Annotated in this window: 20 protein-coding genes; 13 read left to right on the top strand and 7 right to left on the bottom strand. The window is 59.6% G+C overall.

Annotated features, from left to right (window positions below):
• Window positions 1-205 precede the first annotated feature (205 nt).
• From mgrA to PspS49_RS01270, 3 genes are all read right to left on the bottom strand, one after another.
• A complete protein-coding gene (gene mgrA, locus PspS49_RS01280; RefSeq protein ID WP_160037828.1) occupies window positions 206-1,243 on the bottom strand; it encodes an L-glyceraldehyde 3-phosphate reductase in 1,038 nt (345 codons plus the stop codon).
• 110 nt (window positions 1,244-1,353) lie between these two features.
• A complete protein-coding gene (locus PspS49_RS01275) occupies window positions 1,354-2,673 on the bottom strand; it encodes an LLM class flavin-dependent oxidoreductase (RefSeq protein WP_160037826.1) in 1,320 nt (439 codons plus the stop codon).
• A gap of 2 nt (window positions 2,674-2,675) precedes the next feature.
• Window positions 2,676-4,901: a TonB-dependent receptor gene (locus tag PspS49_RS01270; RefSeq protein ID WP_160037824.1), complete on the bottom strand. Its 2,226-nt coding sequence runs from the start codon at window positions 4,899-4,901 to the stop codon at window positions 2,676-2,678.
• 205 nt (window positions 4,902-5,106) lie between these two features.
• Between PspS49_RS01270 and PspS49_RS01265 the strand changes: the two genes are divergently transcribed.
• Window positions 5,107-6,144, top strand: coding sequence for a LacI family DNA-binding transcriptional regulator (locus tag PspS49_RS01265; protein WP_160037822.1), 1,038 nt, complete (start codon window positions 5,107-5,109; stop codon window positions 6,142-6,144).
• Between the two features lie 5 nt (window positions 6,145-6,149).
• On the opposite strand, the gene PspS49_RS01260 is transcribed toward PspS49_RS01265, so the two are convergent.
• Window positions 6,150-6,551 carry a type II toxin-antitoxin system HicB family antitoxin gene (locus PspS49_RS01260; protein ID WP_049802102.1) on the bottom strand — a complete coding sequence of 134 codons (402 nt, stop codon included), beginning with the start codon at window positions 6,549-6,551 and terminating at the stop codon, window positions 6,150-6,152.
• 59 nt (window positions 6,552-6,610) lie between these two features.
• The gene (locus PspS49_RS01255) at window positions 6,611-6,793 is read right to left on the bottom strand and encodes a type II toxin-antitoxin system HicA family toxin (RefSeq protein WP_026000492.1); all 183 of its coding nucleotides are present in this window, start codon (window positions 6,791-6,793) and stop codon (window positions 6,611-6,613) included.
• Between the two features lie 388 nt (window positions 6,794-7,181).
• On the opposite strand from PspS49_RS01255, the gene PspS49_RS01250 reads away from it, so the two are divergent.
• The gene (locus PspS49_RS01250; protein WP_095122232.1) at window positions 7,182-7,442 is read left to right on the top strand and encodes a hypothetical protein; all 261 of its coding nucleotides are present in this window, start codon (window positions 7,182-7,184) and stop codon (window positions 7,440-7,442) included.
• 23 nt (window positions 7,443-7,465) lie between these two features.
• Here PspS49_RS01250 and betT read toward each other — a convergent pair whose 3' ends face one another.
• Together betT and epsC are read right to left on the bottom strand one after the other, a co-directional pair.
• Window positions 7,466-9,427, bottom strand: coding sequence for a choline transporter BetT (gene betT, locus PspS49_RS01245; RefSeq protein ID WP_174245095.1), 1,962 nt, complete (start codon window positions 9,425-9,427; stop codon window positions 7,466-7,468).
• A 440-nt stretch (window positions 9,428-9,867) separates the two neighbouring features.
• Window positions 9,868-10,794 (bottom strand): serine O-acetyltransferase EpsC, encoded by a 927-nt coding sequence (gene epsC, locus PspS49_RS01240; protein WP_016983653.1) that lies wholly within the window; start codon window positions 10,792-10,794, stop codon window positions 9,868-9,870.
• Between the two features lie 190 nt (window positions 10,795-10,984).
• Here epsC and PspS49_RS01235 point away from each other — a divergent pair, with 190 nt between their 5' ends.
• The 11 genes from PspS49_RS01235 to PspS49_RS01185 all read left to right on the top strand — a co-directional run bounded on the left by PspS49_RS01235 (window position 10,985) and on the right by PspS49_RS01185 (window position 22,562).
• Complete coding sequence (locus PspS49_RS01235) at window positions 10,985-11,977, top strand: D-cysteine desulfhydrase (protein WP_160037820.1); 993 nt, start codon at window positions 10,985-10,987, stop codon at window positions 11,975-11,977.
• A gap of 310 nt (window positions 11,978-12,287) precedes the next feature.
• On the top strand, window positions 12,288-13,088 hold the full coding sequence (tcyJ, locus tag PspS49_RS01230) for a cystine ABC transporter substrate-binding protein (RefSeq protein WP_127925431.1): 801 nt from the start codon (window positions 12,288-12,290) through the stop codon (window positions 13,086-13,088).
• A complete protein-coding gene (gene tcyL, locus PspS49_RS01225; RefSeq protein WP_224790092.1) occupies window positions 13,088-13,804 on the top strand; it encodes a cystine ABC transporter permease in 717 nt (238 codons plus the stop codon). The genes tcyJ and tcyL overlap by 1 nt, the downstream gene beginning before the upstream one ends.
• A 2-nt stretch (window positions 13,805-13,806) precedes the next feature.
• Window positions 13,807-14,556 (top strand): L-cystine ABC transporter ATP-binding protein TcyN, encoded by a 750-nt coding sequence (tcyN, locus tag PspS49_RS01220; RefSeq protein WP_150750219.1) that lies wholly within the window; start codon window positions 13,807-13,809, stop codon window positions 14,554-14,556.
• Between the two features lie 467 nt (window positions 14,557-15,023).
• Window positions 15,024-15,788, top strand: a complete 765-nt coding sequence (locus PspS49_RS01215) for a hypothetical protein (protein WP_160037818.1) — start codon at window positions 15,024-15,026, stop codon at window positions 15,786-15,788.
• A gap of 268 nt (window positions 15,789-16,056) precedes the next feature.
• Window positions 16,057-17,298: an SfnB family sulfur acquisition oxidoreductase gene (locus tag PspS49_RS01210; RefSeq protein ID WP_160037816.1), complete on the top strand. Its 1,242-nt coding sequence runs from the start codon at window positions 16,057-16,059 to the stop codon at window positions 17,296-17,298.
• A gap of 25 nt (window positions 17,299-17,323) precedes the next feature.
• The gene (locus PspS49_RS01205) at window positions 17,324-18,517 is read left to right on the top strand and encodes an SfnB family sulfur acquisition oxidoreductase (protein WP_160037814.1); all 1,194 of its coding nucleotides are present in this window, start codon (window positions 17,324-17,326) and stop codon (window positions 18,515-18,517) included.
• Window positions 18,517-19,875 carry an LLM class flavin-dependent oxidoreductase gene (locus PspS49_RS01200; protein WP_150775765.1) on the top strand — a complete coding sequence of 453 codons (1,359 nt, stop codon included), beginning with the start codon at window positions 18,517-18,519 and terminating at the stop codon, window positions 19,873-19,875. Before PspS49_RS01205 ends, PspS49_RS01200 begins: the two co-directional genes overlap by 1 nt.
• A 119-nt stretch (window positions 19,876-19,994) precedes the next feature.
• Entirely contained in the window at window positions 19,995-20,804 is an 810-nt protein-coding gene (locus PspS49_RS01195) for a MetQ/NlpA family ABC transporter substrate-binding protein (protein ID WP_160037812.1), read from the top strand.
• Window positions 20,805-20,806: 2 nt separating this feature from the next.
• Window positions 20,807-21,928 (top strand): ATP-binding cassette domain-containing protein, encoded by a 1,122-nt coding sequence (locus PspS49_RS01190; protein WP_160037810.1) that lies wholly within the window; start codon window positions 20,807-20,809, stop codon window positions 21,926-21,928.
• Window positions 21,918-22,562 (top strand): methionine ABC transporter permease, encoded by a 645-nt coding sequence (locus tag PspS49_RS01185; protein WP_160037808.1) that lies wholly within the window; start codon window positions 21,918-21,920, stop codon window positions 22,560-22,562. Before PspS49_RS01190 ends, PspS49_RS01185 begins: the two co-directional genes overlap by 11 nt.
• Window positions 22,563-22,665 lie beyond the last annotated feature (103 nt).

The raw sequence follows: 22,665 nt of genomic DNA, 5'->3' as shown, positions 1-22,665 counted from the left end.
CCCTCACCCTAACCCTCCCGAAACGTCGGACCGCCCCGAGGGAGAGGGGACTGACCGAGGTGTTTGTACGAGCTACATCGACCTGAAATGTCGGGTTGAATTCAAGTTTTGAAAAGCATGAAGATCTGCTCCCTTTCCCCTCGCCCCCCTGGGGGAGAGGGCTGGGGTGAGGGGGTTGGATCTTGCTGACCCAACCCAATCTTCATCACTCCGCCGTCGAAGGCCTCTCCCACAGATTGATCCCGCCCTCCTGGGCAAACCGGTCAATCTCCGCCAGCTCTTCAGCACTGAAACTCAGATTCTTCAACGCCCCAACGTTCTCGATGATCTGCTCCGGCCGACTCGCACCAATCAGCGCAGAAGTCACCCGAGGATCGCGCAGCGTCCACGCCAGCGCCAGTTGCGCCAGGCTCTGACCGCGACGCTTGGCAATCTCATTCAACGCCCGCACATGAGCAATGTTGGCCTCGGACAAATGCGAAGCCTGCAACGAACCTCCGCCCGGACGATTGACCCGCGCATCCGCCGGTACGCCGTTGAGGTATTTGTCGGTGAGCAGACCTTGCGCCAGCGGGGTGAACGCAATCACCCCGGTGCCGAGTTCATCGGTGGTATCAAGCAGATCTTTTTCCACCCAGCGATTGAGCAGGTTGTACGCCGGTTGGTGAATCAGCAGCGGCACTTTCCACTCTTGCAACAGCGCCGCCATCTCGCGGGTTTTCACGCCCGAATACGACGAGATACCGATGTACAACGCCTTGCCCTGTTGCACGGCGGTGGCGAGGGCGCTGGCGGTCTCTTCCAGCGGGGTGTCCGGGTCGAAGCGGTGCGAATAGAAGATATCCACATAGTCGAGCCCCAGGCGTTGCAGGCTCTGGTCGAGGCTGGCCAACACGTATTTGCGCGAGCCACCGCCCTGACCGTAAGGGCCGGGCCACATGTCCCAACCAGCCTTGCTGGAGATGATCAGCTCATCGCGGTATTGCTGGAAGTCTTCGCGCAGCAGACGGCCGAAATTGATCTCGGCGCTGCCGTACGGCGGGCCGTAATTGTTGGCCAGGTCGAAGTGGTTGATGCCCAGATCGAACGCGGTGCGCAGCAAGGCGCGCTGGGTGTCGATCGGCGTGCTGTCACCGAAATTGTGCCACAGGCCCAGCGACAGCGCCGGCAGCACCAGACCGCTGCGCCCGACGCGGCGGTAAGGGATGGAGTCGTAGCGGTTTTCGGCAGCGGTGTAAGTCATCGAATCCTCTCTTGTCTGTCTTGAAATGGGTGTCGACTTCATCGCTAGCAGGCTAGCTCCCACATTGGAATGCAGTCTCCTGTGGGAGCTAGCCTGCTAGCGATTGGGTGTTACACAAATCGATTGCCGGGTCGGCCGAGACCAAGGTTCTCGCGCAATGTCCGGCCCTCATACTCAGTTCTGAACAACCCACGCCGTTGCAGTTCCGGGACCACGCCATTGGCGAAGTCTTCGAGCCCGCCGGGCAAGTGCGGCACTAGCACGTTGAAACCGTCCGCCGCGCCCTGTTCGAACCATTCCTGCAAGCGATCAGCGATCTGCTCCGGCGTACCGACCAGGCTGTAATGCCCTCGCCCGCCGGCAATCTTGCGACCCAGTTCGGCGAGGCTCAGGTTCTCCCGGCCTGCCAGTTCCGTGAGCAGTTTCTGCCGGCTCTGCTGGCCGCTGTCCGTCAGCGGCAACTCGGGCAACGGCCCGTGCAGCGGGTACTTCGACAAATCGAAGTTGCCCAGCATACGCCCAAGCAAGGCGACGCCAACCTCGGGTTCGACTAATTGCTGAAACGTTTCATACTTTTCCTGCGCTTCGGCTTCGGTGCCGCCGACGACGACAAAAACACCGGGCATGATTTTCAGCGACTCAGCGCTACGACCGTACTTGGGCAGACGTCCCTTGAGGTCGGCGTAGAACGCTTGGGCACCGGCCAACGAAGTCTGCGCGGTGAACACCACTTCAGCCGTCTGCGCCGCCAACTCACGCCCGGTTTCCGAAGAACCAGCCTGAACGATCACCGGTTGTCCCTGCGGCGAGCGCGCAACGTTCAGCGGGCCTTTTACCCGAAAGTGCTCGCCGACGTGATCCAGCACATGCAGTTTCGACGGGTCGTAATACGCCCCACTGGCCTTGTCGCGCGCAAACGCATCATCCTCCCAACTGTCCCAAAGCCCGGTGACCACTTGATGAAACTCACGGGCGCGGCTATAGCGTTCGGCATGACCAATGTGTTCATCACGACCGAAATTCAGCGCCTCGGCGGCGTTGTCCGAGGTCACCAGATTCCACCCCGCACGGCCTCCCGACAGGTGATCGAGCGAAGCGAATTTGCGCGCCACGTGATACGGCTCGTTGTAACTGGTGGTCGCCGTGGCGATCAGGCCGATGTGCTCGGTCACCGCACTCAGCGCCGAGAGTAACGTCAGCGGTTCGAAGTGATCGGAGCGTGCCATGCGACTGGCGATGTCCTGGGTCGGCGCGGCGACGCTGTCGGCGACAAACAACGCATCGAATTTCGCCGCCTCGGCGATCTGCGCCAGCCGCTTGTAATGGGCGAAATCCAGACCCGCATTCGCCGGCACATCAGGATGACGCCAAGCCGCCACGTGGTGCCCGGTGGCCATGAGGAATGCACCGAGTTTCAACTGTCTGCTCATCGTCAGAAATCCTTGCGCAGTTGCACGCCGAAGTAGCGCTCGTCATCCCGTGGCACGGCGCGATAAATGTAATTGCCACCGCTGGCGAGCAATGGCGAGTAAGACTTGTCGGTGAGGTTCTTGCCCAGCAGCGCGACGCGCCAGCCATTGCTGTAATCGGCCAGCGCAACACTGGCGTTCCACAGACCGTAGGCGCCCTGCTTGGTGTCGGCGTTCTGGCTGATGTCGTACTGCACTTCGCTCTGCCAGCTGTAATCGGTGCCGAGTTCGATATCCAGACCGTTATCCAGCGGGATGGTGTAGTCGGCGCGCACGTAGCTTTTCCAGTCCGGACTGAACGGCAGCGGTTTGCCGTTGACGTTGCACGACGCCGCCGCGCCCGCCGGGCAGGCGAACTCGTCGATCCGTGCGCGGGTGTAGGCGAGTGCGCCGGACAGTTTCAATTGCTGGGTGGCCTGCAAGGCGTAGTCGAGTTCGACGCCTTCGGTGCTGACGCTGCCGGCGTTGATCAAACGAGTCACAACCTGGCCGGCGACGGTGTCGAAGAAGTTCGCCTGATAGTTGTCGTACTCGCTGTGGAACACCGCGAGGTTGGTGGTCAGGCGATTGTTCCAGCTCGTCGCTTTGATCCCCGCCTCCCAGGTGTTGGAGGTTTCCGGTTTCAGCGCTTCGGTATCGCGCGGCTGCATGTTGAAGAACACGTTATAGGCCGGGCCTTTGTAGCCACGCGAGTAGGTCAGGTAAGTAGTGACCGTATCGCTCAGGTCGTACTGCACACCGAGGCGACCGGACCAGCCGTCTTCGTCCACTGAACCGGAACTGCTGGTCGCCGGTTGAATGCCACTGACGGTGGTCGCCGAGGTCGAGACGCGGCGGTGATCGTATTCGAGATCATCGTGGGTGTAGCGCAGGCCGACGATGCCGCGAAAGTCGGACGTGAAGTTCAGCGTGCTCTCGCCAAACACGGCGTAACTGTCGCTGGTGGTGCTGTAATCAGCGACGCCGCGATCGGTGCGCGTGGTGGTGGTCAGCGTGCGCTGATAGGTCTCGTCGTCCTTGCCGTGCATGTAGAACAAGCCACCGACGTATTCGAGAAATTCGCCCTTCGGCGAGGCCAGACGCAGCTCTTGCGAGTATTGATCGAAGGCCAGATCGCCCTTGTCCGCAGTGCCGGGGAACGCTGCGGTCACCGTACCGAGCCGGTCGCCGTCCTGATACTGGGTGTTGTCCCAACCGCGCCATGCAGTGATCGAGGTCAGGGTGTAATCGCCCAGTTGCCAATCGAGCTGGCCGGACAGGCCTTTGTTGATGTCCTCGACATGGCTGCGGGTGTCGGTGTTGATATCGCGATTGTGGCTAGTCGCATTGACCGGGCTCAGCGCATTGGCGAAAGCCGGCGTCAGCGACTTGCTGACCACGCCGTTGGGGCCATCGTCATGAGACTGCATGTAATCGGCGATCAGGGTGAAGGTGACATCGTCGTTGGGCGTGAATTCGAGTTTGCCGCGCACGCCGCGATGGTTGTAGCCGTTGACCTCCTGACCGTTGTGTTTGTTGTCGACGTTGCCGTCGTAGGTGCCGAACAGTGTGCTGATCGAGCCTTTCAACGTGTCCGGAATCAGGCTGCCGCCGATGCCGAATCGGGTGCGGCTTTCGTTGCCGCTGTAATACGACTGATCGATGTAACCGTGGGTCTCGGCGGTGGGTGCCTTGCTGGTGATGTTGAGTACACCGGCCGAAGCGTTCTTGCCGAACAGCGTGCCTTGTGGGCCGCGCAAGACTTCGACGCGTTCCAGATCCAGCAGATCGAGCGTGGACTGACCCGGACGCGCATACACCACGCCATCGATCACCGTCGCCACGGTCGGTTCGACGCCGGGAGAGGTGGAAATCGTACCGACGCCGCGCACGAACAACGAGGTGTCCTTATTCGAAGCGCCAGTGCGAAAGTTCAGCGACGGCACTTGCTGCACGATACTGGCCACGCCGTTGCGGTTGTCGCGCTCAAGCTGTTCCCCGTCGATCACCGAGACCGCCACCGGCACTTTTTGCAGCGACTCTTCGCGGCGCGTGGCAGTGACGGTCACCGATTTGAGAGTCGGCTCTTGATCACTGCTCTCGGCAGCGAATGCGTTGGGCAACGGCAGCGCCGCCAACCCTGTGAATAACCAGCCAGCGGCGCGAATCGACTGCGCCAGTGTGTGTGTCGCCCCAGGAATGTTGTGCATGGTTGCCTGCTCGAAATTGGCCCTTAACCGCTGCCGTTCTGCGACGACAGCGCCTGAATCGGTGTCTTGGGCATTCGCTCGAGCGAGTAGCAGACAGCGCGCTTTGTTAGCGCTACCATCGACAGTATTGGCAAGCCACACATAGAGCGTCCAATACTGAAAAATTACTTTTATATGCGATTTGGTTTTTAATAAGGATCGAGCCTTGAGCGAAGAAAAACCCCGCAAACGCCGTGGCGCCGGACGCGTGACCCTGAATGCCGTCGCGCGCGAGGCCGGAGTTTCAGCGATCACCGTGTCGCGCTACTTCAACCAGCCGGAGCAGGTTTCGCCCGAGCGTCGCGAGCGGATTGCAGCGGTAGTAGCCGAGTTGGGCTATGTACCGAATCTGGTGGCCGGCGGGCTGGCCTCGGCGCGGGGCAAAATCGTTGGTATGGTCATCCCGAACATCTCCGGGCCGATCTTCGCCAATACCATTCAAGGCTTCAGCGACACGCTCAGCCGTCACGGTTATCAACTGTTGCTGGCGTCGAGTTACTTCAGCACCGAGCAGGAAGAAAATGCGGTGCGCGCGTTTCTTGGCTGGTCGCCGGCGGCGCTGGTGCTGACCAGTCACTTTCACAGTACGGGCACGGAAAAGATGATCGCCGAGGCCGATGTGCCGGTGATCGAGACGTGGGATTACCAGCCGGATCGCGAGCCGATGCAGATTGGCTTTTCGCATTTCGAGGTGGGCGTGACAGCCGCCAGATATCTGCTGGAAAAAGGCTACCAACGTATCGCCTTCGTGCAGAACAGCGCTGCGGGCGACTTCAGCGCATTGGAACGCCGCGATGGTTACGCGGCGACCTTGCGCGAATCCGGCCTGGAACCTTGGGTCTACGCCCCTGACGCTGATCGCGCACCATTCGAGGCCGGCAAACAGGCGATGGACGCCCTGATGAACGCCTCACCGCGCCCCGACGCGATCATCTTCGCCAACGACAACCTCGCCGCCGGCGGCCTGCTTGCCGGGCAACGCGCGGGTTTGAAAATCCCCGAAGACTGCGCCGTTCTTGGCTTTGGCGACTACCCGTTCGCCGAGATGCTTTTGCCGAGCCTCAGCACGATCAAACCACCGGCGCTGGAGATCGGTGTACTCGCCGCAACACGCGTGCTGGAAAGCCTTGGCGTGTTGCCGAGCGACGAGGTGCAGCGGCTGAACCTGCTGCAGTGCCAAGTGATCGAACGGGAAAGCACCTGACTTCGCTATACCGACAGTTCGCGCAAGGCGGCCGCCGCGAGAAATCCGGAACGGGATCGATAGCGCTGGTCACGGCGGACTGTCTGGTCAATACGCTCAAGCAACTGCTCCGGCAGCGTGGCGTTAAAACGCACTGACTTGCCGAAATACGGGGTGATATCAAAATCGACCACGCCCCAGATCCCTCCCGCGTAATCCGGGTTATCGAGATGAGCATCAATGTCCCGCACTTGCGGTAACGGCGCGCTGTCGGCGACCAACCCCTCATAGTGAAGCGCCAATGCCTCCTGAGTATTTTCAAACGCCTCAGCGACCGTAGTGCCTGCGGAGAAACAACCCGGGACATCCGGGATGATCACTCCGTAGTCTGAGTCGGCATCCTTGTGCAGAACGACCGGGAATTTCATATGAGTGAGTCCTTCCTCTGACAGGCCCATAAAACGGCCTTCGTTTCCAATAACGGGCCTCATTTCAAGCCCGCCTGTTTCAAAATGCTGTTGATCGTGCCCTTGGGCAGATCCGAATCAGGGTGCTTGATCGTCACCCTTCCTGGCTTGTGCGGATGCTTGTATTGGTGGTGGCTGCCTTTCACCGCCACGAGATACCAACCATCGTCTTCGATCATCCTGATCATTTCCCGACTACGCATTTCCTTTGCCCTGTTCGACAGCTAGAGCCATTTACTCTAGAGGGCGCAGGAGCCTTTGATACACACGATACACACTCAGATAAATATTAGCTCACTGAACAATCGCTCGGTTATGGGGCAGATCAACGGCAGGCTTGGGCCAGCAAGAAAAACACGTCGCCGGCCAGACTCTCTGTAAGGGTCGCAAAATATGTCCAGTGGAGATGTGGCGGGACTGGATTGGCTATGCTCTAAAGAACACCGAGGTGGCCCCTTCGCGAGCAGGCTCGCTCCCACAGGGATTTCCTGTGTACATGAAATTTATGTCCAGCCGGGATCCATTGTGGGAGCGAGCCTGCTCGCGATAGCGGTCTTTCAGGCGATACCCATCCACCAGGGAGAACCCGCCATGCACACCGCCATCATCATTTTCTTCGGCCTGATCCTGCTCGCCCTGATGCTCTACATCGGCGAGCGCATCGGCTTCAGCCGCCAGACCATGGCCTACGGCTTCGCCGCGCTGTGGCTGGCGTTGACGGTGATTAATGGCGCGGTGGGGGTGGTGCATGCCGGCCAGTCCGTGGGATCGGAAATAGCCATTGGCAGTGCGGTATTCGGCGTGCCGGTGGCGGCGATGGTGTTGTTCATGGTGCTGAGCGCCGAGTCGTAAACGTCCCGGCGCCCAGCCGCCGATCAACGCACCAGATGCAGGAACTGCATGTGCCGTTCGTACTGGTCGAGGATGTCGTTGATGATCTGCTCTTTGGTGTAACCGACCAGATCGTAGTCCTGACTGCCCTCGCTCAAATGCACTTCGGCGCGGTAGTAGCGACGATTGTTGAGCTGCTTGGAACCCATGCCGCCGCGCGCGAACGACGGCGTGAAGTAGCCGCGCATCTGCACCTGATAGATGAACGGATGCGCATCACCATGGCCGATTTCGAGGCTGACGCTGTCATTGGCCGGATCCGGCTGGGTGACCACGTTGAGGCCTTTTTCAACGAACACCGCCGTCACTTCTTCAATCGCCGGGCGCACCGTGGTGTCCATGAAGCGGTACACCTCGTCACGCGACGGGAAGTGCACAGCCTGGCTCAGACGCTGACGCCAGCCACCGGTGCCGCGCCGCGAACCGGAGACCGGTGCCAGCGAATGCAACTGCGCGATCTGCTTCTGCGACTCCAGATAGAACGCCTTGTGCAGGCCCCACATCATCAGCAGCAAGATCAGCGAGAACGGCAACGAAGTCAGCACCACCGCCGATTTCAGCGCATCGATGCTGCCGGAGAACAGCAACGCACTGGTGATCAGCGCGGTCATCGCGCCCCAGAACACCCGCAGCCATTTCGGCCCGTCTTCGTCAGGGTTGCCGCCCTTGGCCGACAACGTCGAGAGCACCACGGTGCCGGAGTCGGCAGACGTGACGAAGAACACGAAGCTGATAAACACCGTCACAGCGATGACGGTTTTGCTCCACGGGTAGGTTTCCAGCAGCAGGTAAATGCTCATCGACGGATTCTCGATGGCCGACATGCCCAGCGCGCTCATGCCGTGGTTGAGCACTTGATCAAGGGCGCTGTTGCCGAAGATCGACATCCACGCCAAGGTGAAACCGAGCGGAATCAACAGCACGCCGAAGACGAATTCACGGATGGTGCGGCCACGGGAAATCCGTGCGATGAACAGGCCCACAAATGGCGACCATGCAATCCACCAGGCCCAGTAGAACACTGTCCAGCCACCGAGCCAGTCGCTCGGTTTGTCGTAGGCGTAGAGGTCGAAACTCTTCATCGGCAAGGCGCCGAGGTAGTCGCCCAAGTTCTGGATCAGGGTGTTGAGCAGGTGCTGGGTGGGACCTGCGAACAACACGAACAGCAGCAGCGCACAGGCCAGCAGCATGTTGATGTCGGACATTACCCGCACGCCTTTATCGACGCCGGAAACCGCAACGATGATCGCCGCGCCCATCATCAGCGTGATCAGGCCGACCTGAATCCACTGGGTGTGAGCGATGCCGAACAGGTAGTCGAGACCGGAGTTGAGGTGCAGCACCCCAAAGCCCATGTCGGCACCCAGACCGAACACCGTGGCGATGATGCCGAAGCCGTCCACCGCGTAACCGATCGGGCCGTTGATGCGTTTGCCGATCAGCGGGTACAGCGCCGAGCGCAGGGCCAGTGGCAGATTGTGACGGTAGGCAAAATACGCCAGCGCCATGCCGACGAAAGCGAACACGCCCCAGCCATGCAGGCCCCAGTGCAGAAACAGAATCTGCATGGCCTGGCGCGCCGCGTCCGCCGTGCCCGCCTCGCCTTGCGGCGGTTGGAGCATGTGGGTCAGCGGCTCAGAGACGCAGAAGAAAAACAGCGTGATGCTGATCCCGGCGGCGAACAGCATGCCGGCCCAGGACAGGTAACTGAATTCGGGCTCGTCGTGGTCGGCACCGAGTTTTATCTTGCCGTAGCCGGATAAGGCGGTGACCACCACGAAGACCAGATACAGGGTCATCGCGAGCATGTAATACCAGCCGACCGTATTGGCCGCCCAGTTTTGCGCTTCCAGCAGCCAGGCGCCGGCCTGCTCAGGCATGGCGATAACAACGAGACCAAACAGCAGAATGACCGTCGCGGCGAAGTAGAACACCGGCGGATTCATGCGTACCAGACCGCTGGCGGGAGTTGACGATGCACTCATGAAACGTGCACCTCGAGGGGTTGAAACGTGGCTGAAATGATCGGACTCAGCAAAGGCAAGCCTCCTGTTGTGAGCGGGCAGCGAACCACCGGTTTAACTTGAATGAACGTTCAAGTTAAACATGGATGGGGTGGTAAGGACTAATCGCACGGCTAGATGGTAGTTTTCCTACGCTAGCTCAAGGATGGGTATGACGTGGGTTTGAGGGTATTCGTTCAATAGCCCTCTCCCAAAGGGAGAGGGGACTGATTGGGGGATATTGGGGAGATACGCCGACGTGATCCTGCTGTACCGAATCCATAATCGACTCGGTATTTCAGGTCGATGTATGACGCAAGACACTTCGGTCGGCCCCCTCTCCCTCGGGGAGAGGGCTGGGGTGAGGGTAAGCCGTTAAAGCCCTACTTCTGCGTCCCGTCATCATGCTGCAGATTCGCCTGGGTCAAATTGCACCCCGCCGGCACACTGCGTGTCAGCCACACATTGCCGCCAATGGTCGAACCCTTGCCAATGGTGATCCGCCCGAGAATCGTCGCCCCGGCATAAATCACCACATCGTCCTCAACGATCGGATGACGCGGATGGCCCTTCTGCAACTGGCCGTCTTCATCTGCCGGGAAACGCTTGGCGCCCAAGGTCACCGCCTGATAAATCCGCACGCGCTCACCAATGATCGCCGTCTCGCCGATCACCACACCCGTACCGTGATCGATGAAGAAGCTACGGCCGATCTGCGCCCCCGGATGGATATCGATACCAGTCGCCGAATGGGCGATCTCCGCACTGATCCGCGCCAGCAGCGGCAAACCCGCGCGATACAAATGATGCGCCAGACGATGGTGAATCACCGCGAGAATCCCCGGATAGCACAGCAGCACTTCATCGACACTGCGCGCCGCCGGGTCACCGTGATAGGCCGCCAGTACATCGGTGTCGAGCAGTGTGCGCAAGCCCGGCAAGGCCAAGGCGAAGTCCTGCACGATCTGGATGGCACGAGCCTCGACTTCGGTGTCGGCCTGCGCGCTGTGGCGGGCGACGTAACGCAGTTCCAGACGGGTCTGCGCCAATAACGCATTCAGCGCCACATCAAGGGTGTGACCGACGTAAAAATCTTCACTCTCTTCACGCAGATCCACAGGGCCCAACCGCATCGGGAACAACGCGCCGCACAACGCTTCGAGAATCTCCGCCATCGCCGCCCGCGACGGTAGCTCGCGACCACCCTGCTCGCCGGACGCCCGGCCGTTCTGTGCCCGCCACTGATCCCGCGCGCTGCGCAGTTGACTGACGATGGTCTGCAATTGCCAATGGCTGGAACGCTCGCTCACGGTAAAGACTCCTCACGGGCGGCCGGACTGTCTGGCCGCGTTAACGGCGCCTACTTTACGGCATGCTCGCGAAGGCGAATTAAGAACCGATAGTGCTGGGCTCAGTCGATTTGGCTATAAGCGATTGGCGGTTGCCCCTGCAAAAGCGCGTGCCTATAGTCCTTTCATCTTTCTCCGCCAGTACGGACCCATGATTAAACAACAGCTTGACCGCTTTGCCCGCCTCGACCTGCTCAACCACCCGACGCCGCTGGAAAAACTCGAACGGCTGTCCACCTGGCTCGGCCGCGAGGTGTACATCAAGCGCGATGACCTGACGCCGCTGGCCATGGGCGGCAACAAATTGCGCAAACTCGAATACCTCGCCGCCGACGCTCTCGCGCAAGGCGCCGACACGCTGATCACCGCCGGTGCGCTGCAGTCGAACCACGTTCGCCAGACCGCCGCACTCGCCGCCAAATTGGGCCTGGGTTGCGTGGCGCTGCTGGAAAACCCATTGGGCACCGACAACAGCAACTACACCGGCAACGGCAACCGCCTGCTGCTGGATCTGTTCGACACCAAAGTCGAACTGGTCGACAACCTCGACAACGCCGACGAACAACTCGCCGCCCTCGCCGTGCGTTTGCGCAGCAATGGGAAGAAACCGTATCTCGTGCCGATCGGTGGTTCGAATGCGCTCGGTGCGCTGGGCTACGTGCGCGCCGGTCTGGAACTGGCTGAGCAGATCAAGGACACCGGTCTGGATTTCGCCGCAGTGGTTCTAGCCTCCGGCAGCGCCGGAACTCACAGTGGTCTGGCCTTGGCCCTGGCTGAAGTGCTGCCGCAATTGCCGGTGATTGGCGTGACGGTTTCGCGCAGTGAAGAAAATCAGCGGCCGAAGGTTCAGAGCCTGGCGGAACGCACGGCGGATCTGCTCGGCGTCGAGCTGCCGGCCAGTTTCAAGGTCGAGTTGTGGGATGAATATTTCGGCCCGCGTTATGGCGAGCCGAATGCCGGGACGTTGGCGGCGGTGAAGTTGCTGGCGAGCCAGGAAGCGGTGTTGCTCGATCCGGTGTACACCGGCAAGGCCATGGCTGGGTTACTCGATGGTATCGGCCGTCAGCGCTTCAATGAAGGCCCGATCATCTTCCTGCACACCGGCGGCGCGCCGGCGCTATTTGCCTACAAGGATTTCCTCTGACTGATCGTTCCCACGCTCTGCGTGGGAATGCAGCCCGAGACGCTCTGCGTCCCTTCGAGAGCTGGAACGCGGAGCGTCCCTAGAGGCATTCCCACGCAGAGCATGGGAACGAACCTCATATTCTAATTAAGAATAACATTTCAATTATTAAGTATTTTCAAGTCTAAAGAAGACATCTTATAGTCTCGCCGCAGGCGAATTTCGCGAGAGACGCATAAGCTGCTTTAAGGCAGGATAGCGCTGTCGTCGAAAATCATAAATTCGCCAACTTTCCTTAAGCGTCTTCCATAAGAAAACACAGGGGCTCGTCATGAATTTTTCCGCACTACGTCGCAATCTGCTGGTGGGTTCGCTGGGCCTGGCGCTGAGCGCCGGTCTGATCGGCCAGGCAGTGGCCGGTGAACAGCTGCAACAGATCAAGGACAAAGGCGTTATCAACGTCGGCCTGGAAGGCACTTACCCACCGTTCAGCTTCGTCGATGCCGACGGCAAGCTGTCGGGTTTCGAAGTCGAGCTCTCAGAAGCACTGGCGCAGAAACTTGGCGTCAAAGCGAAGATCCAGCCGACCAAGTGGGATGGCATCCTCGCCGCGCTGGAATCCAAGCGTCTGGACGTCGTGGTCAACCAGGTGACCATCTCCGACGAGCGCAAAAAGAAGTATGACTTCTCCGAGCCGTACACCGTTTCCGGGATTCAGGCGCTGGTGCTGAAGAGCAAAGAGTCCGCACTGAACATCAAGACCGCCGCTGACCTGTCCGGCAAGAAAGTCGGTGTCGGCCTGGGCACCAACTACGAACAATGGGTTCGCGCCAACGTGCCGGGCGCTGACGTCCGTACTTATGACGATGATCCGACCAAGTTCGCTGACCTGAACAACGGCCGTACTGACGCCATCCTGATCGACCGTCTGGCTGCACTGGAATACGCCAAGAAAGCCCCGAAAACCGTGGCCGCCGGCGAAGCTTTCTCGCGTCAGGAAGCTGGTGTTGCCCTGCGTAAAGGTGAGCCGGAACTGCTGGCTGCCGTGAACAAGGCCATCGACGAACTGCGTGCAGACGGCACTTTGAAGAAGCTGTCCGAGAAGTACTTCAACGCAGACGTCACTAAATAATGGAAGTTGGATTTCAATTCGAAGCGCACTTCCCGCAGTTGAGCCAGCAAATCGCCGAGACATCGGCGCTGTTGCTGGACTCCGCCCCCTTTCTGCTCAAGGGCGCGTACTACACGGTAGTCCTCAGCCTCGGCGGGATGTTCTTCGGCTTGCTGCTCGGCTTTGGCCTGGCGCTGATGCGCTTGTCGCGCTTCAAATCGGTGAGCTGGCTGGCGCGCGTCTACGTGTCGTTCTTTCGCGGGACGCCGTTGCTGGTGCAACTGTTCGTGATCTATTACGGCTTCCCGCAACTGGGGATCGAACTGGATCCGCTGCCAGCGGCGCTGATCGGCTTCTCGCTGAACATGGCCGCTTACGCCTGTGAAATCCTCCGCGCCGCGATCGGTTCGATCGAACGTGGTCAGTGGGAAGCGGCTGCGAGCATCGGCATGACCCGCGCGCAAACCTTGCGCCGAGCCATCCTGCCGCAAGCGATGCGCACGGCGTTGCCGCCGCTGGGCAACAGCTTCATCTCGCTGGTCAAGGACACGGCGCTGGCCGCTACCATTCAAGTGCCGGAGCTGTTCCGTCAAGCGCAGTTGATTACCGCCCGGACTTTCGAAGTCTTCACCATGTATCTTGCCGCCGCGCTGATCTACTGGATTCTGGCCACGGTGCTCTCGCACTTCCAGAACAAGCTGGAAGAGCGGGTCAATCGGCACGACCAGGAGTCCTGACGATGATTGTCGTGGAAAAACTGACCAAGCAATTCAAGGGTCAGGTCGTGCTTGACGGCATCGACCTGGAGGTCAAGGAAGGCGAAGTCGTCGCGATCATCGGCCCCAGCGGCTCGGGGAAAACGACGTTCCTGCGCTGCCTGAATTTCCTTGAACAACCCACCAGCGGCCGGATCAAGGTCGGCGATATCGAAATCGATACCAGCCGCCCGCTGAACCAGCAGCAGAGTCTGGTGCGCAACCTGCGCCAGCACGTTGGCTTCGTGTTTCAGAACTTCAACCTGTTCCCGCATCGCACCGCACTGGAAAACGTCATCGAAGGCCCGATCGTGGTCAAGAAGATGCCGCGCGACGAGGCAATTGCGTTGGGCAAAAAGCTGATGGCCAAGGTCGGACTCGCCGGTAAGGAAGACGCTTATCCGCGTCGTCTCTCTGGTGGTCAGCAACAGCGCGTGGCGATTGCCCGGGCGCTGGCGATGGAGCCGGAAGTGATTCTGTTCGACGAACCGACTTCGGCCCTCGACCCGGAACTGGTCGGCGAAGTACTGGCGACCATTCGCGGTCTCGCCGAAGAAAAACGCACCATGGTCATCGTTACTCACGAAATGGGCTTTGCTCGCGACGTGGCCAACCGTGTGGTGTTTTTCGACAAAGGCGTGATCGTCGAGCAAGGCGAAGCGAAAGCGTTGTTTGCCAACCCGAAAGAAGAACGCACTCAACAGTTTCTCAGCAAGTTCCTCAATCACGCCTGAGAACTTTATTGCGTTATGGGTAACTTCCAAGGATGGAAGTCACCTTTTATAAAACTCTTCCACACATGCCCCCTTTCAGAAAAACTTATTCCCTGCGCTACCTATATATGTTCTGCAACAGATAATACCTGCCTGACCCCCGCATCACCCGACATAACAGCATTCGAATAAATCAGCGCAAAATGCCCCAAAAAGCCGCACGTTCCGTGGTCTTTTTCGCGCTAGCTCCTAGGCATACAGCCACAGCAGCGTAGGAAACTTCTGATTAATTCGTAATTCAACGATTAACTAATATCGTCTATTGACACCCCCTCCAACACACTCTTATCTAGTCGACGACCGGCACCACTTAGTTCAACAACCCCGTATTCAACTTGAATAAAAGTTAACGTTTTATTGCCAGTTTATTCACGCCTTTTGTTCTTTCAGAAACGGACTTCGCTGCAAGGCTTCAAGGAGAGAAATCGATGACCCGTACTTCGCACACCCCCGAGCTGGCAGCGCCGATTCTCGCGCCAGCGCAAAAAACCGGCATCAATCTGGCCGCCGCCGCCCATCTGCAGATCGAGGTGTCGCCCTATCCCGAAATGGATAGCGGCGACCTCATCGAGCTGTTCTGGAATAAATGCTATGTCGCTTCCAGAGTGCTGACGACCGATGACGTCGGCACGGCAGTCAGCCTGCGGGTTCCGGAGAGTTTCATCGCCAACGGCACCGCGCGCATTCACTACCGGGTGATGCAGGTCGGTCAGGGTCCGGCGTTTTCGGCGGCGACGCGAGTGCAAGTCAAACTGGACTGCCCCGGTGGGCAGCCTTCAGCGCTGAGCGCGGATGAAAACCAGCAACTGGCTCCCGTGACAATCCCCGACGCGATTCGCCGCCAGGGCGTGAACCCGAATCAGATCAAACGCGGCGTGCCGCTGACCATCGAGCCATACCTGAACATGGCCGAGGACGACGCCATTACCTTGCGCTGGGGCGATGTACGCATGGATCTGGCGCCGATCACCGCAGCGGATGTCGGGTTGCCGATTCAGGTCTGGGTACCGCCGTCGGTGATTGTCGAAGCCGGCGAGGATCTGCGCCTGGACGTGACGTATTGCATTCTCGATCGGGTCGGCAACAACTCACGCTGGGCGCCGCCACGCACCTTGAAGATCGGCTGCGTAAATCCTTATCTGACAGTCCCTTTGAGGCAGGAACTCAAGGCAGCCGAATCGCGCAAGGACTGATGTGCTTTGCCGGTGATGGGGGTTCAGCCCCCTCACCTGAAAACGCTTAACCAATCCGACCATCACCCCTTCTATGCATATTCCTAAAAGTTAGTTTATTTAATATTTATACACGCTTAGGGTATATGAACCGGACCACCGGACATTCATTCGTTCGCCGCACTTTTGCGGCGTTTTTCATGAGATGTGAGGTAGGCAGTATGGTCCGGAACACAATCACCCCAGTGCAGATCGCCAGGGCATTGCGTGCAGCCAAGGAGCGACACTGATGTCCAGTCTGGCAGACGCAAACGTCCAGTCGGATCTGGACATCGCCCCGTTGTTGTTGCCCGCGCAGGTCTTGCGCAACGACGCCCAAGCCATCAAGGCCGCCCATGAGCTGGCGCAAGTCGCCCGCGTGCAGGCCGCCAAACGCGACCGTCAGCGCAAGCTGCCGTGGTCGGAAATCGAACAGTTCACCCGCAGCGGATTAGGCAGCATCGCCATCCCGCGCGAATACGGTGGGCCACAAGTTTCGTTCGTCACACTGGCCGAGGTTTTTGCGATTATTTCTGCAGCCGATCCGGCACTGGGACAAATTCCGCAGAACCAGTTCGGCATCATCAATCTGGTGCTTGGCAGCGCCACCGAAGCGCAGAAAAAGCAGTTGTTCCAGAGTGTTCTGGAAGGCTGGCGCATCGGCAATGCCGGCCCGGAACGCGGCACCAAAAACACCCTGGAACTGAAAGCGCGAATCACCGCCGATGGCGATGATTACGTGATCAACGGCCAGAAGTTCTACTCCACTGGCGCGCTGTTTGCGCATTGGGTTGCGGTCAAGGCACTCAACGATGACGGCAAGCAAGTGCTGGCCTTCGTTCGTCGCGGTACGCCGGGTTTGCGTATTGTTGATGACTGGTCGGGCTTCGGTCAGCGCACCACCGCCAGCGGCACGATTTTGCTGAACAACGTGCGTGTCGAGTCGAACCTGGTGGTCGACAACTGGAAGATCAACGAAGTCCCGAATACCCAAGGCGCGGTGTCGCAGCTGATTCAAGCCGCGATCGACGCCGGCATCGCCCGTGGCGCTATCGACGACGCCATTGAGTTTGTCAAAACCCGCGCACGGCCATGGATCGACGCCAAGGTTGAGCGCGCCAGCGATGACCTCTACGTGATCGCCGACATCGGCAAACTGAAAATCGAACTGCACGCCGCCGAAGCGCTGTTGCGCAAGGCTGGCAAAGTCCTGGATCAAGTGCACGCCGCACCGCTCACTGCCGAATCCGCCGCCCGCGCCTCGATTGCTGTGGCTGAAGCGAAAGTGCTCACCACCGAAATTTCTTTGCTCGCCAGCGAGAAGCTTTTCGAACTGGCCGGCAGCCGCGCGACCCTCGCCGAATTCAATCTCGACCGCCATTGGCGTAATGCCCGCGTGCATACGTTGCACGACCCGGTGCGCTGGAAATATCACGCGGTCGGCGCCTATCGCCTCAACGGCACTTTACCGGCTCGCCATTCCTGGATCTGAGACAACCAGACATCTGGAGAAAAACATGACGCTTTCCCATCACGTCGCGGTCATCACCAGCGATGAGCAAGCCCTGATCGTCGCCAGCGACCTGGCCGAAGATTTCAAACGCGACAGCGCTCTGCGCGATCGTGAACGTCGCCTGCCGCTGCCGGAACTCGATGTATTTTCCCGCTCCGGTTTGTGGGGCATCAGCGTACCGAAGGAGTACGGCGGCGCTGGCGTGTCCAACGTGACGTTGGCCAAAGTCATCGCCTTGATCGCCCAGGCCGACGGCTCGCTCGGACAGATTCCGCAAAATCATTTTTATGCATTGGAAGTGCTGCGCGTAAACGGCAGCCATGCGCAAAAACAACGGCTGTACGCCGAGGTTCTCGCCGGCCAACGCTTCGGCAATGCCCTGGCAGAACTGGGCACCAAAACGGCTCACGACCGCGTTACCAGCCTCAAACGCGACGGTGAAGGCTATCGCATCAATGGCCGCAAGTTTTACTCGACCGGGGCGATTTACGCCCAGCGCATTCCGACTTCCGTGGTTGATGAAAGCGGTGTGCAGCAACTTGCCTTCGTCCCGCGTGACAGCAAAGGCCTGACCGTGATCGACGACTGGAGCGGCTTCGGTCAGCGCACCACCGGCAGCGGTTCGGTGGTGTTCGAAGATGTGTATGTCGCCGCCGAAGACGTCATCCCCTTCCAGAGCGCATTTGAACGTCCGACTACCGTTGGCCCGCTGGCGCAGATCCTTCACGCCGCCATCGACACCGGCATCGCCCGGGCTGCTTACGAGGATGCGCTGCATTTTGTGCGCAGCAAGACGCGCCCGTGGATCGATTCCGGTAACGACAAAGCTACCGAAGATCCGCTGACGTTGAAGAGCTTTGGTCACTTGAGCATTCGCCTGCACGCTACCGAAGCCCTGCTTGAGCGTGCCGGTGAGTTCCTCGATGCCGCACAAGCCGAGACCAACGCCGATACCGTTGCCGCCGCGTCGATTGCCGTTGCCGAAGCACGGGCGATCAGCACTGAAATCTCTTTGGCCGCCGGCAGCACGCTGTTCGAACTGGCCGGCAGCCAGGCGACCCTGATCGAACACGGCCTCGACCGCCACTGGCGCAACGCCCGCGTGCACACCTTGCACGACCCGGTGCGCTGGAAATATCACGCGGTGGGCAACTATTACCTCAACGATGAAAACCCTCCGTTGCGAGGGACGATCTGATGAGCGCCGCGAAAAAGAAGATCCTGCTCAACGCGTTCAACATGAACTGCATCGGCCACATCAACCATGGTCTGTGGACGCACCCGCGCGACACCTCGACGCGCTACAACACCCTCGAATACTGGACGGAACTGGCGCAGTTGCTGGAGCGCGGACTGTTCGACGGCTTGTTCATCGCCGACATCGTTGGTGTGTACGACGTCTATCAGAACTCGGTCGATGTCCCGCTGAAAGAGTCGATCCAGTTGCCGGTCAACGATCCATTGCTGCTGGTTTCAGCCATGGCCGCCGTGACCAAAAACCTTGGTTTCGGCCTGACTGCCAATCTCACCTACGAGCCGCCCTATCTGTTCGCTCGACGCATGTCCACGCTCGATCATCTGAGCCGTGGTCGCGTGGGCTGGAACATCGTCACCGGCTACCTCGACAGCGCCGCCAAAGCCATGGGCCTCAGCGAACAAGTCGAACACGACCGTCGCTACGATCAGGCCGACGAGTACCTGGAAGTGCTCTACAAGCTCTGGGAAGGCAGTTGGGAAAACGGCGCGGTGCTCAATGATCGCGAACAGCGCATCTATGCGCAGCCGCAGAAAGTGCACAAGGTCGAGCACAAGGGCGAGTTCTATCAGGTCGAGGGTTATCACCTCTGCGAGCCTTCGCCACAGCGGACGCCGGTGCTGTTTCAGGCCGGCAGTTCCGATCGCGGATTGCTCTTCGCCGGTCGTCATGCCGAATGCGTGTTCATCAGCGGCCAGAACAAGCCGTCGACCAAAGTTCAAGTCGACAAGGTCCGCGCCAGCGCGGTTGAAGCGGGGCGCAACCCTGAGGACATCAAGGTGTTCATGGGCCTCAACGTCATCGTCGGCGCGACGGAAGAAGCCGCGTGGGCCAAGCACGCTGAGTATCTGAGCTACGCCAGCGCCGAGGCCGGCGTAGCGCATTTTTCCGCGTCGACCGGCATCGACTTTTCCCAGTACGAAATCGACGAACCGATCCAGTACGTGAAGAGCAATGCGATCCAGTCGGCTACCAAGAACCTGCAGAACAACGACTGGACCCGACGCAAATTGCTCGACCAGCACGCCCTCGGTGGTCGCTACATCACCGTGGTCGGCTCGCCTGAGCACGTCGCGGATGAGCTGGAATCGTGGATCGCCGAGACCGGCCTCGACGGTTTCAACCTGACCCGGATTGTTACGCCGGAAAGTTACGTCGATTTCATTGAGCTGGTGATTCCCGAGTTGCAGCGGCGTGGGTCGTACAAGACCGCGTACGACAACGGCAGCTTGCGCGAGAAGCTGTTTCACGGTGCGGCGCAGTTGCCCGAACAACACACCGGATCGTCGTACCGGCATTAAAAGCTTCGCGAGCAGGCTCGCTCCCACATTTGGAATGCATTTCCCCTGTGGGAGCGAGCCTGCTCGCGAAGAGGCCATCCAATACACCACAAATTTATGCACTGACTGGAAAAACCATCATGACCAAAAAACGCCTGTCCCACCCAGTCAAAGCACTGGCCCTGGCCCTCGGCCTGTTCAGCTCGGCCGTGTTCGCCGCCGATGCTCCTCTGAAAATCGGCACCACCGCCGCCTTCGCCATTCCGCTGGAAGCCGCCGTCGAAGAAGCGTCCAAACAAGGCCTGAAAGTCGAGCTGGTGGAGTTCACCGACTGGATCGCGCCTAACGTCAGCCTCGCCGCCGGCGACATCGACGTGAACTACTTCCAGCACATTCCGTTCCTCGAAAACGCCAAAGCCGCGTCGGGTTTTGATCTGGTGCCATTCGCCCCGGGGATCATCAACAACGTCGGCCTCTACTCGCAAAAATACAAAAGCTTCGATGAGCTGCCAGAAGGCGCCAGCGTCGCCATCGCCAACGACCCGATCAACAGTGGCCGTGGTTTGCAGCTGCTGGCCAAGGCTGGTTTGATCACGCTGAAACCGGGCGTCGGCTACAAGGCTACCGAAGACGACATCGTCGCCAACCCGAAGAAAATCAAAATCCTCCAGGTCGAAGCCGTGCAATTGGTGCGCGCCTACGACGACGCCGATCTGGTCCAGGGCTACCCGGCCTACATCCGCCTGGCGAAGACCTTCGATGCCGGTTCGGCGCTGCTGTTCGACGGTCTCGACCACAAGGAATACGTGATCCAGTTCGTCATCCAGCCGAAGAGCAAAACCGACCCGCGCCTGATCAAATTCGTCGACATCTACCAGCACTCACCAGCCGTTCGCGCTGCGCTGGATAAGGCTCACGGCAAGCTGTATCAAGCCGGTTGGGAAAGCTGAGCATGACGGCCGCGATCCAACGGCGACTGGAAATTCCAGAGCCACACAATGCTGAAAAAACCGAACTGCACCCCGAGTTGAATCGCGCCCACGTACGTTTCATCGGCTTGGGTAAAACCTACAACGGCCGTCAAGGCCCGGTCGCGGCGTTGCAGGGCATCGATCTGGCCATTCAGCGCGGCGAAGTGTTCGGCATCATCGGCCGCAGCGGCGCTGGCAAGTCATCGCTGATCCGTACGATCAATCGTCTGGAACAACCAACCTCGGGGCGAGTGCTGATCGATCAGGTCGACATCGGCGAGTTCGATGAAGACCGTCTCGTCGGTTTGCGCCGACGCATCGGCATGATCTTTCAGCATTTCAATCTGATGTCGGCCAAGACCGTTTGGCAGAACGTTGAATTGCCGCTGAAAGTCGCGGGTGTCCCGAAAGCACAACGCGAAAAAAAGGTGCGCGAACTGCTCGAACTGGTCGGCCTGCAAGAGAAGCACAAGGCTTATCCGGCGCAGCTTTCCGGCGGGCAGAAACAGCGCGTCGGCATCGCCCGCGCGCTGGTGCATGACCCGGATATTCTGCTCTGCGACGAAGCCACTTCAGCGCTCGACCCGGAGACCACCCAGTCGATCCTCGGCTTGCTGCGCGAGATCAACAAACGCCTGGGCCTGACCATCGTTCTGATTACTCATGAGATGGCAGTGATCCGCGAAATCTGCGATCGCGTCGTCGTGCTTGAGCACGGGCGGGTGGTCGAGCAAGGCCCGGTCTGGGAAGTGTTCGGCAATCCGCAGCACGAGGTCAGCCAGACCTTGCTCGCGCCGCTGCAACACGCGCTGCCGGAGGAGTTGCAAAGCCGTTTGCAGAAGCAGCCGCCCTCCTCCGACGCCGCTGTGGTGCTGCGCTTGCAGTTCACCGGCAGCGCCAGTGATGAGCCGGATCTGGCCGCACTGTTCGCCGCACTGGGTGGGCGGGTGAAGCTACTGCAGGGTGGTGTGGAGCGGATTCAGGGGCATGCGTTGGGGCAATTGTTGCTGGCCGTCAGTGGTTCAGCGTTCGGAGCCGAGCAATTGCGCGAACGCGCCGCACCATGGGCGCAACGAGTGGAGGTGGTGGGTTATGTGGTTTGATCGCTTGTTGCAGGGTTTTATCGACACGTTCCTGATGGTCGGCGTGTCGTCACTGATAGCGCTGTTAGTGGGGATTCCCATGGCGGTGATCCTGGTCACCAGCGACAAGGGCGGGATCTATGAAGCGCCGGCACTCAACCGTGCCCTGGGCGCGTTCGTGAACCTGTTTCGCTCGATCCCGTTTCTGATTCTGATGGTCGCGCTGATTCCGTTTACCCGGTTGATTGTCGGCACCACCTACGGTGTCTGGGCTGCCGTCGTGCCGCTGACGATTGCGGCGACGCCGTTCTTTGCGCGGATTGCCGAAGTGAGTCTGCGCGAGGTTGATCATGGCTTGATCGAGGCGGCGCAGGCGATGGGTTGCCGGCGTTGGCACATTGTCTGGCATGTGTTGTTGCCGGAGGCGCTGCCGGGGATTGTCGGCGGTTTCACGATTACGCTGGTGACGATGATCAACTCTTCGGCGATGGCCGGGGCGATTGGGGCCGGTGGGTTGGGGGATATCGCTTATCGCTACGGCTATCAGCGCTTTGACAGCCAGATCATGTTGACGGTGATTGTGTTGCTGGTGGCGTTGGTGGCGGTGATTCAGTTGGGTGGGGATCGGTTGGCGCGGGGTTTGAACAAGCGCTGAGCTCATCCGGATTCATGCCACGCCCTTGAAACCGCTTTCGCGAGCAGGCTCGCTCCCACATTTGGAATGTGTTCCCCTGTGGGAGCGAGCCTGCTCGCGAATG

This window comes from Pseudomonas sp. S49 (genome assembly GCF_009866785.1).
Lineage (GTDB): Bacteria > Pseudomonadota > Gammaproteobacteria > Pseudomonadales > Pseudomonadaceae > Aquipseudomonas.
Note: the sequence above shows the minus strand (reverse complement) of the source record. Positions and strands in the feature narration are given on the sequence as shown.